This is a genomic window from Myxococcus sp. NMCA1, assembly GCF_026810205.1.
Classification (GTDB): Bacteria; Myxococcota; Myxococcia; order Myxococcales; family Myxococcaceae; genus Myxococcus; species Myxococcus xanthus_A.
On sequence record NZ_CP113950.1, the window covers coordinates 9,137,949 to 9,154,194 of the forward strand.

The following is a 16,246-nucleotide window of genomic DNA, read 5'->3' on the forward strand; positions in this document are numbered from 1 at the left end:
GGGCGCGAAGCGGTGCGTCCGCACGGGACGTGGAGGCGGGGCTCCACGCGGGTAAGGGGTGGAGATGGCTCGGCTTTTCGCGGAGCACGGGCGGGTTGGAGGAAGCGGAGCGGGCTTGGTATGTGCGAGCGACTGTCGGGCAGGAAACGGAACGCAACCTGCACTCGGCCCGCGAGCCATGAACATCTCCGAACGCTTCCTTCCGCCGCCCTGGACGGCGGCCGTCGTCCTCCTGTGTGCGTCCGCGTGCATCAACGTGCCAGCCGTCGAGCCCGCACAGGCAGAGGTGCGAATCACCGCGCCGGCGGGAACGGCCTACACGAATGGTGTGGTCGAGGTCCGACTCGACGTGACCGGCCATACGCCGGACCGAGTGGAACTGCTCAAGGACGGCGAAGTGATGGCGGAGCTGGCGCCGCCATACACGTACACCTGGGACACGGCGGGAGAAGCCGAAGGGACGTACCGGCTGGAGGCACGCGCGGCCCTGGGAGACCTCGCGTATGTGAGCGCGAGCCGCGAGGTGGTGGTGGACCGAACGCCGCCACGGGTGGTGTCCCGTGTTCCAGAGCAGGGCGCCCAGGAGGTCTGGGTGCAGAGCCCCATCCGCGCCGAATTCTCCGAGCCCGTGAAGCGAAGCACTGTGACGACGGAGTCCGTGCACCTGACAGTGGGCGACGTGGCCATGGCGCACACTGTGTCCCTGTCGGAGGACGGGAAGACGGTGACGGTGGTGCCCGTGACAGAGATGACCGCGCCGAGCGCCGTGGCGCTGGCCTTCTCTGGGACAGTGACGGACATGGCTGGGAATGCCGCTGTGAATCTGGGGGAGGCGTGGAACTGGGCTGTTCCTGAGTTCGTGCCGTATCCGGTGCATTCCAGGACACCACCCGGGCCCTATTCATGGACGACGGCCTACATCCAGCTAGACCCGAACGGGCACCCCATAGTCTTGACCCCCGTATTCGATGGCCAGGACCACCTATTCGTGAGCCGCTGGGCGGGCAATGCCTGGGAGCAACTTGGGGCTGATCTCAAAACAAGTACAAGCGACTATTCACTTCATTCCCCAAACATCCAGATAGCCTCAGACGGAACGCCCGTAGTTGCGTGGCAAGAAGACCTAGGCGCCGAATTCAACAACTATGTCCACGTCGCTCGCTGGACTGGACACACCTGGGAGCGCCTCGGGGGAGAGCAAGGAATTCTTCCAGAGCGGCCGCACGCATGGGAAATCTCCCTACAGCTCACCAGTCGAGACCACCCTCTTGTAGCCATCAAAATGGACCCAGAAGATCCCGAAGGCGGAACCATCCATGTATACCAATTAGCCGAAAACGATTGGCAGCGCATCGGCCCTCCGGTTTCCGGCCCAGTGAGCTCCGCACCAGGAAAACCAACACTTGCAATTGATCGCCTAGACAACCCCATTGTCGCCTTCAGCCATGCGGCCCCCGGTTCACAACTCTTCTCACAAAGATGGACCGGAAGCACCTGGGAGCTACTAGGCAGCACCGTCAACCCAAGCAATATTCCTCACAGTGGCAGGGGGGACAGCCTCATCACTTTCACTCCAGACAACCGCCCCACAATCCTCTGGTCTGGCCGCAGCAACACATCAACAACGAACGACTTCTTCTCCAGCCAATGGAACAACAACGAATGGGTCTCTCTTGGCTCCCCACCCAAGCGGTCTGAGTTGAACCACAGAGGAATCTATGGCGCGCACATCACTTCTCAGGGGGAACTAATCACTGCCTCGCTGGAGAACGAAGATGGGAAATTCACTCTGAGCATCAATCGCCACAAGGGCGACACCTGGGAGGAGCTCTGGAACACGCGTGACGCCTTCAATGGAACGCGGACTGACATCCAATACGCAAGCATGGCCGCGGACTCCCACGGGAACATTGCCATTGCATGGCTTGAGCAAAGAGGCGACCCGCGCCGAGAGGTCGTCATATATCGCCGCAACAGGTAGCCGCGCTCGCCCTAGCCCTATCAGCCATCTGTATCAAAGAGAGTCAACGATGAGGATCGCACCAGTAATCGCCACATGCCTTATATCAACACTGGCGTACTCAGCACCCCGCCGCACGGTGGTGGCCAGCGGCGACTGCAAGGACGCGGAGCTGAGCGGGCAGGCCAAGGCATTCCTGGGTGCCCTCGCCTCGCGCCCCGAGCAGGACACCCTCACCGCCAACCAGTTCAGCGACCGGCTCTTCCCGCAGCCCACCAAGAGCTATGAGGACCTTCAGCGACAGCTCGAAGCGGCCCAAGACCAGTTCTACGAAGGCCGCAACGCCAGGACGCTCCAGGCCGTCGACGAAGCCCTGCAGCAGATCACTCGGCTCCCCGTGGGAGACGCCCGCTGGAAGCTCTACGTCGAAGCCCAACTCCTCCACGGCCTCAACTACCGCGCCATGGGCAAGCCAAAGGAGAGCGACACCGCGTTCCGCAACGTGCTGAGGCTCCAGCCCGAGTACCAGCTCAACCCGGACTACTTTGCCCCTTCCGTTCGGCAGAACTTCGACAAGCTCCGGAAAGAACTCGCACAGACGCGCAAGGTGAAGCTGTCCGTGAAGTCCACGCTGCCCGCCGCGGACGTGTACCTGGATGGGCTCAAGCTGGGACAGACGCCGCTGTCACTCGATGCCGTCCCGGGCACCTATCACCTCACGCTCGTCAAAGGAGCAACCACGAGCTTCCCACGGCACATCCAGGTGCAGGGCACGGAGACGCCGTTACTCGTCGACGTGGCCTATGAGGGCGCTGTCTCCGCGAGCCCCTTCCCCTGCCTCGCCACCTCCGACGGCAACGACGAGCGCACGCTGAGCCATGCGGTCCGGCTGGGCGGCACGCTCGGCGTGGAGGAAGTCATCGTCGTCCGCCTCGAGCGCCCGAGCAGCGGGCCCAAGTGGTTCGCGGCCACCGTCCTCAATGTCGAAGGAGGACAGAAGCTTCGCGAAGGCGGCTTCAAGACCCAGGGCACGGACGCTCCGGACGAGGCACTCGCGGCGCTGGTCGACTTCGTCACCACCGGCCGCTCGCCCTCCAACCTCGTGGTGATGAACGCCAATGGAAAGGCCCCATGGGACACGCCCGGAGGCGTGAGCCGGAACGGGAGCGCGTCAGCAGGCGGCATGGACCTGACTGCCCCCAACCTCATGTCAGAGAGCGACGCGTCCAGGACACGTTCCACCTCCGGACTTCGCACGGCCTCGTATGTCGCGCTGGGAACGGGAGTGGCCGCATTCGGTGGCGCGGGCATCGTCCGCCTTCTTGCCCAGAAAGATGTGAACGCACTGGAGAAGCGGCTCGACAACGGCCGGATTCTGTCCAGTGACAAGGAGGCGATGGGGCTTCGCGACTCGCTGGTTCAGAAGAGCAACGTCCTCAATGGGTTGCTCATCAGTGGAGGCGCGGCGGTTGTCACGGGTGCGGTGCTCTACCTCCTGTCTCCTGATTCGAGCTCGGCACCGCCCGTCTCGGTCGGGCTCTCCGCGGACAGCCACGGCGCGGCGGCCTCACTGTCTGGTTCGTTCTGACGCACTATTCACGAATCCAAGGACACGCATTCCGCGAGAGGTGGACCATCCGAGTCAGCCCACCTCCTGAGCAGGCAAGCAGACACGTCGAGTGCTGGATGGGAAAGGCGCGTCAACACACACCCGCAGGCGACCACGGCGCATAGAGTGCCGCCCATGATGCGAGCCCTCTTCGTCCTGCTGCTGGCCACGAGCGCCTCCGCGGCCTCTCCCCGAACCCTCCGGGTCGACTACTTCCACACCGGGAACGCCACCGAGGAACGGTTCAGCCTCGACAAGGTCGTCGTCGAGCCGTTGCCCTGGCCCGGCCACCCGGAACGCGCCATCGACGAGACGAACCTCGGCAAGTACCTCTTCGAGGTGCGGGACCGGGAGAACAACCGGCTCCTGTTCTCGCGAGGCTTCGCGTCCATCTACGGCGAGTGGGAGGTCACGAACGAGGCGCGCAGCAACAACCGCACCTTCCATGAGTCGCTCCGCTTCCCCGCGCCTGAGCGCCCCGTGCAGGTGCTCCTCAAGAAGCGGGATGCCCAGAATGCCTTCCGCGAAGTGTGGTCGCTGATTGTCGACCCGAAGGACATGTTCGTCGACTCCTCGTCACCTCCCGCGCCCGGGCCGCTGCTGAAACTGCTGGAGAACGGGCCGTCAGCGCAGAAGGTCGACTTGCTCATCCTGGGGGACGGCTACACGAAGGCCGAGCACGCCAAGTTCGAGAAGGATGCCCGGCACATGGTGGACATCCTCTTCACCTTCTCTCCCTTCAAGGAGCGCAAGTCGGACTTCAACGTGTGGGGGCTTGTCCCCGCCGCGGCCCAGTCCGGCATCTCTCGCCCTTCGACGGGAGTCCACCGGCGCTCTCCCATCGGCGCCACCTACGATGCCTTTGGCAGTGAGCGCTACGTGCTCACCTTCGACAACAAGGCCTTCCGCGAGGCAGCGGCCTTCGCGCCCTACGAGTTCGTAGAGATCCTGGTCAACGGCAACACCTACGGCGGCGGCGGCATCTTCGGGCTCTACGGCACCGTCGCCTCGGACAGCCTGTGGGCGCCCTATGTCTTCGTGCACGAGTTCGGCCACCACTTCGCTGGGCTGGCCGACGAGTACTACACCTCTGAATCCGTCTATGCGCCCGCCGCGGACCGCCTGGAGCCCTGGGAGAAGAACGTCACCGCGCTCCACTCCCCCGAAGACCTGAAGTGGAAGCACCTGGTGTCACCAGGAACACCCCTGCCTACCCCCTGGAACAAGGAGGGATACGAAAAGCATGCCACCGCCGTGCAGAAGCAGCGCGGCCAGATTCGGGCGCAGCGAAAGCCCGAGTCAGACATGGACAAGCTCTTCCTGACCCAGCGGGACTGGGAGGAAAAGTTCCTTTCCTCTCAGAAGTATTCAGGCCGGGTCGGGGCCTTCGAGGGGGCCATGTACGAGTCGAAGGGCTACTACCGGCCACAGGCAGACTGCGTGATGTTCACTCGGGATCGCGTTCCATTCTGCGCGGTGTGTCAGAGCGCCATCTCCGAAGTCATCGACCTGTATTCCGGGCCTTCGGCCAGGTCTCCTCAGGCCAATCCCTGAACCCCTGAAAACCAGGAAGCGGCTTGTGTGAAATGCCCATGTCACCAGGAGCGGACATTGGATTGCCCTCCGGTTCAGGTGTAAGGGGGACACAACCTGCTTCCCATGGAGGGGAACTCATGCAGAGACGATTTTGGCTCCCGGCGGTCGTCACGGCCGTGATGGTCACGATGGGCACGGGATGTGGCGACGAATGCGTTGACCAGTTTGACTGCCGCAGTGACAAGGGCTCGCCGGCCGCCGGCAAGCAGTGGACCTGTAACTCTGGAACGTGCGAGCAGCGCGACATCTCCCAGGGCCCGGATGCGGGCACCGAGGAAGACGCGGGCACCGAGCCGGATGCCGGCGAAGGTGACGCGGGGACCGACCCGGACGCCGGCACGGAGGGCTGCACCAGCAACGCGACCTGCGCTCTGACCGAGACCTGCAACACCACGTCGAACACGTGCGAGGACTCGGGCTTTGCCACGCCGGTGGCGACGACCAGCACGCAGATCCAGGCGGTCCGGGATGCAGCGGATGGCGCGCTCGACCCCGCGCTGCCCATCGAGGGTGCGTTCGTCACGTTCATCAAGCCTGCCGTCACGGGCAGCAGCGAGCTCCCCGGCTTCTTCGTCCAGGCCGAGGCCCAGGGCCCCGCCCTGTTCGTGTCCGACGCGACGGCGCTGGCCGCGGTCGCCGTGGGTGACCGGGTCAGCTTCTCCGTGTCGTCGAAGGCGACCACCGGCGGTCTGCGCTCCGCGGTCACCGTCACCGGGACCACGGTCATCAGCCAGGGCCACCCGGTTCAGACCCAGTCGACGGCCACCCCGGCCGGCCTCGCCGTGAACCGCTCCGCGGACACGTCGGACACGCTGGTCACCGGTCTGGACTCCGTGGAGTCCGAGCTCACCTACCTGACGGGCACGATTGCCGCGGCCGGCAGTGGCATTGGCGCCGGCTACACTGGATTCCAGATCACCACCGAGGGTGTCATCGCTGGCGCCGCCAACTTCCGGCTCCGCGTGCCCACGACGCTCGCCACCGAGCTCGACATCATCCAGGGCTGCACGTTCACGCTGAACGCGGGCCCCATCTGGCGGTTCGATGCCAACGCCCAGCCGTCCGCGTTCACGGCCTCCGAGCTCACCCTGTCGGGCTGCGCCGCGCCGACGTTCACGTCGGCTTCGGCGACGTCGATGACGGAGCTCGTGCTCAGCTTCAGCCGCAGCATCTCAGCGGCGAGCATCACCAACGCGCCGGAGCAGTTCACGCTCACCGAGGGGCTGACGATCTCCGAATTCCGCGTCGAGGGTCAGCGGGTCGTCCTGACCACGAGCGAGCAGACCCCGGGCACCACCTACTCCGTCACGGTCGCGAACACCGTGACGGACGTGGCGGGAGGCTCTGTGGCTTCGGAGGCCAGCACGCAGACGTTCCGTGGCTACCGCACGCCGGCCGTTCTCCAGCTGACCGAGGTGCAGCCGAACGGGGGCACGAGCCAAAACCCCAAGGACCTGGTCGAACTTCAGGTCATCACTGCGGGAACCACGTCAGGTCTCATCTTGGTCCAGGACAGCGTCACCGCCACCCCCGGTACACTCGCTAGCTTCCCCGACGTGGATGTCGCGGTCGGCGACATCATCGTGGTGCATCTCAATGTAGCCTCGGACTTCCCTGTCGAAACGCAGGCCAAGAATGAGCACCCGCAGAGTGCCAATTCGACGCACTTCGATACTGCCTGGGATTTCAAGGGCAATGGCGCCAACTCGATCACCTACTCCAGCCGGATCATTCTCGTGCAGGACGCGGCCGGAACCATTCAGGACGCGGTGCCCTTCCGGTCGACAGGCACCCCGCCTGGTGCGTTCCCGGGCCACCTGCAGGCTATCCAGGCGGCCGGTAAGTGGCTGCCGGTGAACTGCGAAGGTGCTCCCTGCACCAACACGTCCACGCCTTCCGCCGGTGACGTGTCCGCATCCTGGGCTGGCATTCCGAACAACGCGGGGCCCACGAGCAACAGCGTCCGCCGCATCAGCGCGACGGACACCAACATGAAGGAAGACTGGGCGGTGGGCGCTCCTTCGTGGGGCCTGCCCAACTTCTAGTCTGACGGTTTCCACATGAAGCCTTCGGGCCGCGGCTCCTTGTGAGCCGCGGCCCTTTTCTTTGCCCTGGGTTCGGTGGGACCCTGTGCGCCGTCGTCACGGCTGCCTCTACAGTGCCGACACTTCATCCGTGGGCCCGACTCCTTCGCGGGCCGGAGTCTTCGTGCGCGCCCATCACGCCCTGCTCCCCATCCTCGCGCTGCTGCTGACCGCATGTTCTGACTCCGCGCCTCCCCGCACTGACGACACCGGACCGGGACTGGCCATCACCACGGAGGCGCTCCCCGCCGCATCCGTCGCGCAGGCCTATCGCAGCTCGCTCACCGCTTCGGGTGGCACACCTGCCTATTCGTGGCGCGTCGCGCAGGGCGCATTGCCCACCGGACTCAGCCTCTCCACCTTGGGCGAAATCACCGGGACGCCCCAATCCGCTGGCACCTCATCCTTCGACGCGGAGGTCCGTGACTCCCGCGGCCGGACTGTTCGCGCCACGTTCGAGCTCGAGGTGCTCAACGCCGCCCTCCAGGTCGCGTCGTCCACGCTCCCCGATGCATACGTCGGCGACAACTACGCCGCGCAACTCGACGCTTCGGGCGGCACGGCGCCGTACACCTGGACGCTTGCGGAGGGCCCTCTCCCGTCGGGCGTGCGCCTCGACGCACAGGGGAGCATCTCCGGCGTTCCCGCCAGCTCCGGCACCTTCTCCGTCACCGTCCACGTGCAGGACGCCACCGGGCTTTCGAGCCAGCGTGCCCTCTCGCTCTCCGCCTTCACCGCGCCCTATCTCGCGGGCGGCACGCTCCCCTCCGCCTCGCTCGGAGCGGCCTACTCCACGGAGCTTCACGCCGTTGGCGGGCGACCACCGCTCACGTTCCGCATCACCTCGGGTGCCTTGCCCACGGGCCTCCAACTGGATGCCAGCCTTGTCCGAGGGACGCCCAACGCTCCAGGAGCCGACTCCTTCACCGTCGAGGTCCAGGACGCCAATCGCCGTGCGGCGTCCGCCACGTTCAACCTCACCGTCCAGGGCGGCATCACCATCACCCCCAGCGCGCTACCGGATGCCTATACCGATGCCGCGTATCGACAAGGCCTGTTGGTGATGGGTGGACGCGCGCCTTATGCCTGGGCGCTCAGCGCGGGTTCACTTCCCGCCGGAATCCGGCTCACCAGCGCCGGCCTGCTCGAAGGCACCGCGTCCACGACGGGTACCTTCTCCTTCTCCGTCCAAGTCACCGACGCCGACGCACGCGTCGCCACCCGGGCGCTCGACCTTGTCGTGTACCGGCCTCCGTCCGCGAACGGACCGGCGCTTCAGCTCGACGGGTATGTCTCGCAGTCCTTCAGCGCCACGTACACCGTCACCGGCGGAAAGGCGCCGTATTCGTTCGCTCCAGCCAGCCCCCTTCCCTCCTGGCTGCAGCTGTCCTCCTCCGGACAGCTTTCGGGCACACCGCCCGCTCCTGGAACCACCAGCGGACAGGCCGTCGTCACCGACGCGAACGGACGGACGGGCACACGGGACTTCACCCTCACGGTCTACGAACTCCCCACCGTCGTCACCACGTCGCTGCCCGATGCGCGCAAGGACGTTCCCTACTCCACCCAACTGCAAGCATCCGGCGGCAAGGCGCCGCTTTCCTGGCACATCGTGTCGGGGATGCCGCCTTCGGGGCTCACGCTTTCAACATCAGGAACACTCAGCGGCACCCTCTCGGAGCTCGGGTACTCAGCGTTCACAGTCACAGTGACGGATGCAACGGGCCAGCAGGGTTGGCACGCGATGGTCCTCCACGTGCGCACCGCCAGCGCACCCCTCACAGTGGCCCATTGGAACCTCGAGTGGTTCGGTGCCACCACCCAAGGCCCTCCGGACTCCACCTCGGAGGGCGGAACGCCGGACGACCTTCAGATTGCCCACGCGCGCGACATCATTCGCGACTCGGGGGCCAACGTGTGGGGCCTCGTGGAGATGGTGGACGCCGCGGACTTCGCCACCCTCAAGGAGCAGCTCCCCGGCTTCAATGGCTTCCTCGCCAATGACACGTCCTTCGTCCCCAACGGAACGGCCTACTACAGCAATAGCGAGCAGAAGCCCGGCATCCTCTACGACAGCACCCTCACGCTTCAGGAGGCGCAGCTCATCCTCACCGCGAACGCCGCGGACTTCGGTGGCCGGCCGCCGCTGCGCGTGAACTTCACCACCACCGTCCAGGGCGTGAGCACCCAACTGGTCGTCATCGTCGTTCACCTGAAGGCGTTCGACAACGAGACCGCCTACGGACAACGGCAACGCTCTAGCGCGGCGCTCAAGTCGTATCTCGACACATCCCTGCCCACCGAACGCGTGCTCGTCATTGGCGACTGGAATGATGACGTCGACCAGTCCATCACCCGAGGCAGCGACGGCGGCTATCTGCCCACTCCCTTCGCGCCGTTCGTGGCCGACACGCAGCGCTACACCTTCATCACCGAGCCCCTATCCCGGCTCGGCCAGCGCACCACCGTCGACTATCGCGACGCCATCGACCACACGCTCGCCTCCAACGAGATGGCCACGAACTACCTGCCCGGCTCCGTCGAAATCCTGCGGCCGGACGGGTGGCTTCCCAACTACGGCAACATCGTCAGCGACCACTATCCCGTCATCAGCCGCTACGACCTGGGAGACTCCGGTGGCGGCACGGACCCAGAGCCCGTGCCCAACCTCATCATCAACGAAGTCCTGCCCAACGAGCCCATCCCGCCCGGGCAGACCGTGTCGGACACCCATTACGAATTCATCGAGGTGTACAACGCGGGGACATCCACCGCGGACCTGTCCGGCTGGAGCCTGTCGGACTCCGCATCCGTGCGGCATGTCTTCGCTCCTGGCACCACGCTCGCTCCCGGCCGGGTCTTCGTCGTCTTTGGTGGCGCTCGAGGCTTCCCGGCCGGTACGCCCGCTACCGTGGCCGCATCCTCGGGCGGCCTGGGCCTCAACAACGATGGCGACATCGTCAGGCTCCTCGCGCCCGATGGGAGCAACGTCAATGAGATGTCCTACGGAGGCACCTTCGACAACATCTCCTTCAACCGGTCGCCCGACGCCACGCCCGACGCGGCGTTCGACTACCACCACCTGATAACCCCGGGTCTCAGCTCATCCCCGGGCCTCCGCGTGGATGGCCGCGCGTTCTGACCCGCTCACGCGAAAGGCGCCTCCGACCTCGGTTTCAGCGAAGTGAATCGAGCGGCGAGCCTGGGCCCGTGGTGTCCTCGCGTGGGACTGACTCTTGCTGACGCGGTGGTTCGGCACCGGGCCCCGGCATCCCATCCACGAGGTGCGCCACCAGCCCTCCGGGACCATCGCCGTAGGTGACGCGAACCTCGTCTCCCTCGTGATACTCCCGCAGGCCCGTGACGGGCTCGCCCTTCATGTAGAGGCGGGTCTGCTCATCCACTCCGACGTCGTACTCCACGCCGTCGTTGCCGCGGATGAGCAGCTCATTGTCACCCACCCACTCCACGCGGCCATGGAGCAGGTCCGTGGGCGCTGGCCGTCCCGAACCGCCCTGACCCGCCCCCAGCGTTCCCACGGGAACCGAGCCGGAGCCAGGCGCCCCGGATTCCGGGGGCCGCTCGCGTGAGGCCATGAGGCCGCGAAGAACATCCGAGCGGCCTTCTCGCTCGCTCGCGGACGGAGGCCCTCGGTTCTCGCTCCGCTGGCCGCAACCGAGCCACGCGGCGAACAGCCCGAATGCCATCAGCCTCCAACCGCGCGTTGCCCTCATCCGCTCGTGCCCCCGCGTGTGGAAGTTCATCGCGACGGCCGGCCCGCACCCGGACGCCTCCTGTCTCTTCCTCAACATGCGGATGGCCCTGTCGGGCGAGAACCCAGTGCTTCCCAAGGCGCGCCTTGATGGCGACCAGGAAAGCGGTAGAACGCTCCGTCGCACGGCCCCTCTGCCTGCGTGGACGCCCTGACCTCGAACGCAGCCGCCGGCCGTCCCGAACCAGCGCGCCCCAAGCGCCGCGGAACTCCGCATCAAGCCTGCCAGTGAAGGGCCTCCCGCCATGGGCGCCATCCATCTTCCTTTCGCGCTCCCAGGAAGAGCGGGATGGAGAGCAGACGCCCCTGCTTGAGAACTCGACGTACCTGCCGGGCCCTGCCTAATTTCTCGTCTGGCAGCACCCCTCGAGCACAACGGTCCCCGTACTCGTGAGCAAGACAGCAGCCTCCCTCCCAGTCTTGAAGGCTGGCCCGGCACATTCCGCGCCTCCATCATGCGTGTGGCTGGTCGATGACAGTCCCACGCAACTGGCGCAGGCCCGCGAACTGCTGTCGAAGCACTACGCGATTGAGACCTTCAGCAACGCCGAGCAGATGCTGGAGCGGCTGTCCCTGGGGCAGCCTCCCGAGGTGCTCCTCTTGGACTGGCAGTTGCCGGGCATCTCGGGGCTGGACGCGTGCCGCTACGTCCGCGAGCACTACGATGATGTCACCCTCCCCATCCTGATGCTCTCCACCTGGGGAACTCACGATGACTTCACAGAAGGGTTGCGGGCGGGAGCCAACGACTACATCGCCAAGCCCTTGCACGGCGCGGAGCTGCTCGCCCGAGTCGCCAGCCTCCTGCGCATCCATGCTCAGGGCGAACGGCTGAGAGAACGCGAAGCGTACCTGTCCACGACGCTCTCCAGCATCGGTGACGCCGTCATCACCACGGACCGCGCCGGACACGTCGTCCTCCTCAATCCCGCCGCCGAGCGCATCACCGGCTGGCGCACCACGGATGCCCGGCAGCGGCCCATGGCAGAGGTCTTTCGCATCATCGACGCCGCCAGCCGCCAGCCCATCGAGCTGGCGCCCGTTCTGGATACGGAGACGGGGTACGCGGGGCCGACGCTGCTCATCCGCCAGGACGGGACAGAAGTCCCCATCGAGGGCAGCGCCGCGCCGATTCGCACGGGGCCACATGAATTCGCCGGCGCCGTGCTCATCTTCCGCGACGTCTCCGAACAGACCCAGGTGCGTCAGCGCAACGAAGCCCTCACGGAGCGACTGCGCGCCAGTGAGGCGGAGCAGGCCATGCTGCTCGATGCAATCCCCGTCCTGGTCTCGTTCGTCAGCGCGGACGAGCGTTACGGTCGCGTCAACAAAGCGTATGAGGACTGGTTCGGGCTTTCGCAGGAGCAACTCCGGAACCAGAAGATTCGAGACATCATCGGAGAGGCGGCCTACGCCGTGCTGAGCCCCTTCGTGAAGCGGGGGTTGGCGGGAGAGAGCATCTCCTTCGAGCAGCATGACGTGCCCTATCGGTTCGGAGGCAAACGGGACGTGAAGGTGTCCTTCATCGCGCACCGCGAGCCGGGGCAACCCGGGGCCGGCTACGTCGCGCTCCTCCAGGACATCACGGTGCAACGGAAACTGGAGCAGGAGCGGGAGCTGCACGCGCGAAGGCTCCAGGAGCAGGCGGAGTTCGAACAGCAGCTCATCGGCATCGTGAGCCACGACCTGCGCAATCCCCTGGGCGCCATCCTCCTGGGAACGGAACGGCTGAAGCGCTCAGAGGAACTGGATCCAAACGCCCTCAAGACCGTGGACCGCATCCACGCGTCGGCCTCCCGTGCCGTGCGGATGGTGAAGGAGCTCCTCGACTTCACCCAGGCCCGGCTGGGCGGCGGCATCCGGCTCGAGCGCAACCCCGTCGACATCCATGCGCTCGTCCGGACCGCCGTGCAGGAAGTGGAAGAAGCCCACCCTTCCGCCCACGTGAAGGTGGTGACGAGCGGCGATGGACAGGGCGCGTGGGACGCGGACCGGCTCTCCCAGGTGATTCAGAACCTGGTGACGAACGCCGTGAAGTACGGCCAGCCCGAGGCCCCCATCGAGGTGACGCTCAAGGGCGACGGCGACCAGGTGACCCTGCGCGTCCACAACGAAGGTCCCCCCATCCCGCCCGAGCGCCTTCCGAACCTCTTCCAGCCGCTCCAGCGAGGCACCGATGACGTGGACGTCGCGAGCCGCAGCGTGGGGCTGGGCCTCTTCATCGTGAAGGCGGTCGTCGACGCGCACCAGGGGCACATCGACGTGAGCTCCGCGCCAGGAGAAGGGACCACCTTCACCGTCACGCTGCCACGGCGGGCGGCGGTGAGCCCGGAACAGGCGGGGCACACCCGCTGAGCGGAGCCCCTCGACGCGCGCACTCCCATCGGGGGCACCGGTCAGCCCCCGACGGTCCTCGGAACTACTCGATGGCAAAGATGAGCGTCACCTTCGCCTGCACCGTCTGCTCCTCGGGCTGGATGGGCGTCGCCATCGCGCGGGCATCCGCTGCCTCGGCCATCGCGAAGCGCGCCGGGTAGAGCTGCGGCGGCTCCGTCACCGTGCTCGCGTCGAGCACCGCGCCCAGCTTCACGTTCAGCGACGCGGCCAGCACCTCCGCCGACTTGCGAGCCCGCGCCACCGCCTGCCGCAGGGCCTCGCCCTGCACCGCCTCCTGGCGGCTCAGCCCGAAGCGCACCGAGTCCACCCGGTTCGCGCCCGCCGCCAGGGCCTGGTCCAGCAGGTTCCCCACCCGCGACAGGTCCTTCACGTGGACGCTCACCAGATTGCTCACCCGGTAGCCCTTCAGCTTCGGCTCCGTCTGGTTCGGCAGCGGCGGCGCGTACTCCGGGTACACCGAGTAGTTACGCGTCTGGATGTCCCGCCGCGCGATGCCCGCGGACGTCAGCGCCGCAATCACCTTCTCCATCCGCTTCGCGTTCTGCTCGCCCGCCGCCTTCGCGTTCGGCGCCAGCGTCTCCACCGCCACGTCGATGAAGGCCTCGTCGGGCTGCGCCTTCACCTCACCGGTGCCTTCCACGCGAATCGTCCGCACGCCCGCCGGGGCCTGCGCACGCGGCGCGGAGACGGGCTGGGGCTGTGCGAAGGCCGTCAGGCCAGTGAGCAACATCGCTGTCAGCAACAGGGGTCGAACAGGTTGAGCGAACATGGTGCCTCCTCATGAATGGGCCGCTGCGGGTCGTACTGCAACGTCCTTACCCCTTGGAACGGCCGTCAACGGGTGACATTCATATTCCTCGTGCCCGTGCCCGGGGCGCTCCTTCTCCCTCCTGGAAGAAGGAGCGCCGGACTGGCCGGAATCTGGTCCCGGCGGAATGTCACGGACTGGCGGCTTCGGCGCCGGCCATCTCACGCACCACCTGACGGGGGCCCCGGCTCGCCACCGAGCGCACCTTCGTGGTGGCCTTGCGCCGCGCGGCCCTCAGCGCATCCCGGCCCATGTCCATCACCGCCGACACCGCGCCGGCGACCAGGTTGGCGGGCGGCGTGTCCGGCGCCATCGGGTGCGGCCGCGTGGGCGCCGCCTTCCGCGACATCTCCAGGACGTCGCCCATCGTCCGAAGTTCCTGCGGACGGAAGACCTTCTTCAGCGCCGGGAAGAGCTCGCTCTCCTCCTGCAGGACGTGCGCGCGCACGTTCTCCATCAGCACCTGCACCTTCGCATCGAAGCGCTCCGCTTCCGGAGACATGCCGTCCAGTTCCGCCAGCAGCAACTTCACCACGTGGTGCTCCTCCAGCGAGCGCAGCACGTTCGGCCCCAACTCCTCCGAGCGTGAACGAACCGCGGGGTAGAACACCTGCTCCTCGATGGTAGCGTGCACGGACAGCTCGGTGACCATCTGGTCCACCAGCCGACGCTTCAACTTGTGGGCATTGGGGCCCGCCTTCTCGAACTTCCGGAACAGCTGCTCCACCGTCTTGTGGTCCGCCTTCAGCAACGCGATGGCATCCATGGGCTCACCTCCCTGAGAGTTCGTTGGCCGCCGGCTTCCTGGCGCAGTGCGGCATGCCGTGGATGGTGGGGATGACGCCGCTTGGATGCGCGGGCGGTGAACGGACGGCCTGACCGCACGGCTGCTCAACGGGCAACCCGCCGCGCCGCTGGGGATGCGACGGGCTCCGAGACTCCCGGGCAATCACCCGTGGGCGTTTCGCGGGCCAATGTCCGTGCCACCGTACCTCGGGAGGATGGGGTGCGCCGCTGGTGGGACTGGGGAAGGGAGAGCACCGTGATGAATGACATCCTGCGCGTCCGGGTCGCGCGCGTGACTCGCGAGGCCGAGGACATCCTGTCGTATGAGCTGGTCGCGACGGAGGGCGGCACCCTGCCCTCCTTCGAGGCCGGCGCCCACCTGGAGGTCCGCGTCCCAGGTCCGGGAGACTTCCTGCGCTCGTATTCACTCTGCAACGACCCGGAGGAGACCCACCGCTACGTCATCGCCGTGGCCCGCGACGCCAAGGGCCGCGGGGGCTCGAACGCCATGCACGAGCGGGTGCACGAGGGCGACGTGCTGGAGGTGAAGCCTCCTCGCAACAACTTCCCCCTGCTGTTCGCGCGCAGCTACGTGCTGGTGGCGGGAGGCATCGGCATCACCCCCATGCTGTCCATGGCGCGCGCGCTCCAGCGCACCGGCGCGGACTACACGCTGCACTACTGCGCGCGCGAGCCCGGCCGCGCCGCATTTCACGAGCTGCTCTCCCAGGCGCCCTTCGCCGAGCGCGTGCGCTTCTCCTTCGACGGAGGAGACCCGGCCCGGGGCCTGGACGTGAAGGGACTGCTGGCCACGCGACTGCCGGGGGCCCGGCTGTACTGCTGCGGTCCCACGGGGCTGATGAAAGCCGTGCGCGACGCGGCCACCCTGCACCGCTGGCCTTGGGAAAAGGTGCACTTCGAATCCTTCACCGCCGAGGGAACCAGCGCCGCCACGGGCCGGGAGGAGCAGGGCTTCGAGGTGACCATCCGCAGCACGGGCCAGGTGCTGCAGGTGCCCGCTGGCCAGTCGGTGCTCAACGTGCTGCGCCGCAACGGGGTGCGCATCCCCAGTGACTGCGAGGCCGGGACGTGCGGCACCTGCGTCACACGGGTCTGCGCTGGCCAGCCCGACCACCGCGACACCTTCTTCCAGGCGGAGCCCGCGGGTGACCAGCGCATGCTCGTCTGCGTGTCACGCGCCCGCTCCAAGCGGCTGGTGCTGGACCTCTGACAC

The 16,246-nt window shown here is 66.7% G+C and carries 10 protein-coding genes; 7 read left to right on the top strand and 3 right to left on the bottom strand.

The features are described from left to right. The first annotated feature begins 178 nt into the window (after positions 1–178). The 5 genes from OZ403_RS37925 to OZ403_RS37945 all read left to right on the top strand — a co-directional run bounded on the left by OZ403_RS37925 (position 179) and on the right by OZ403_RS37945 (position 10,391). Complete coding sequence (locus OZ403_RS37925) at positions 179–1,981, top strand: Ig-like domain-containing protein (protein WP_268783043.1); 1,803 nt, start codon at positions 179–181, stop codon at positions 1,979–1,981. A gap of 49 nt (positions 1,982–2,030) precedes the next feature. Next, entirely contained in the window at positions 2,031–3,548 is a 1,518-nt protein-coding gene (locus OZ403_RS37930) for a PEGA domain-containing protein (RefSeq protein ID WP_442929681.1), read from the top strand. 156 nt (positions 3,549–3,704) lie between these two features. Continuing rightward, complete coding sequence (locus OZ403_RS37935; RefSeq protein WP_268783045.1) at positions 3,705–5,123, top strand: IgA Peptidase M64; 1,419 nt, start codon at positions 3,705–3,707, stop codon at positions 5,121–5,123. Between the two features lie 119 nt (positions 5,124–5,242). Continuing rightward, a complete protein-coding gene (locus OZ403_RS37940) occupies positions 5,243–7,210 on the top strand; it encodes an Ig-like domain-containing protein (protein ID WP_268783046.1) in 1,968 nt (655 codons plus the stop codon). Positions 7,211–7,373: 163 nt separating this feature from the next. Further along, positions 7,374–10,391 carry a putative Ig domain-containing protein gene (locus OZ403_RS37945; protein ID WP_268783047.1) on the top strand — a complete coding sequence of 1,006 codons (3,018 nt, stop codon included), beginning with the start codon at positions 7,374–7,376 and terminating at the stop codon, positions 10,389–10,391. A 34-nt stretch (positions 10,392–10,425) separates the two neighbouring features. Here the strand turns inward: OZ403_RS37945 and OZ403_RS37950 are convergent, their stop codons facing one another. Then, positions 10,426–10,956 carry a hypothetical protein gene (locus OZ403_RS37950; RefSeq protein WP_268783048.1) on the bottom strand — a complete coding sequence of 177 codons (531 nt, stop codon included), beginning with the start codon at positions 10,954–10,956 and terminating at the stop codon, positions 10,426–10,428. Positions 10,957–11,480: 524 nt separating this feature from the next. On the opposite strand from OZ403_RS37950, the gene OZ403_RS37955 reads away from it, so the two are divergent. Then, positions 11,481–13,376 (top strand): hybrid sensor histidine kinase/response regulator, encoded by a 1,896-nt coding sequence (locus tag OZ403_RS37955; RefSeq protein WP_268783049.1) that lies wholly within the window; start codon positions 11,481–11,483, stop codon positions 13,374–13,376. A 64-nt stretch (positions 13,377–13,440) separates the two neighbouring features. Here the strand turns inward: OZ403_RS37955 and OZ403_RS37960 are convergent, their stop codons facing one another. Both OZ403_RS37960 and OZ403_RS37965 read right to left on the bottom strand, forming a co-directional pair. Next, positions 13,441–14,187: an SIMPL domain-containing protein gene (locus OZ403_RS37960; RefSeq protein WP_140796053.1), complete on the bottom strand. Its 747-nt coding sequence runs from the start codon at positions 14,185–14,187 to the stop codon at positions 13,441–13,443. Between the two features lie 169 nt (positions 14,188–14,356). Then, positions 14,357–14,992, bottom strand: a complete 636-nt coding sequence (locus tag OZ403_RS37965) for a hemerythrin domain-containing protein (RefSeq protein ID WP_268783050.1) — start codon at positions 14,990–14,992, stop codon at positions 14,357–14,359. 279 nt (positions 14,993–15,271) lie between these two features. Here OZ403_RS37965 and OZ403_RS37970 point away from each other — a divergent pair, with 279 nt between their 5' ends. Beyond that, the gene (locus OZ403_RS37970; RefSeq protein ID WP_268784930.1) at positions 15,272–16,243 is read left to right on the top strand and encodes a PDR/VanB family oxidoreductase; all 972 of its coding nucleotides are present in this window, start codon (positions 15,272–15,274) and stop codon (positions 16,241–16,243) included. Positions 16,244–16,246 lie beyond the last annotated feature (3 nt).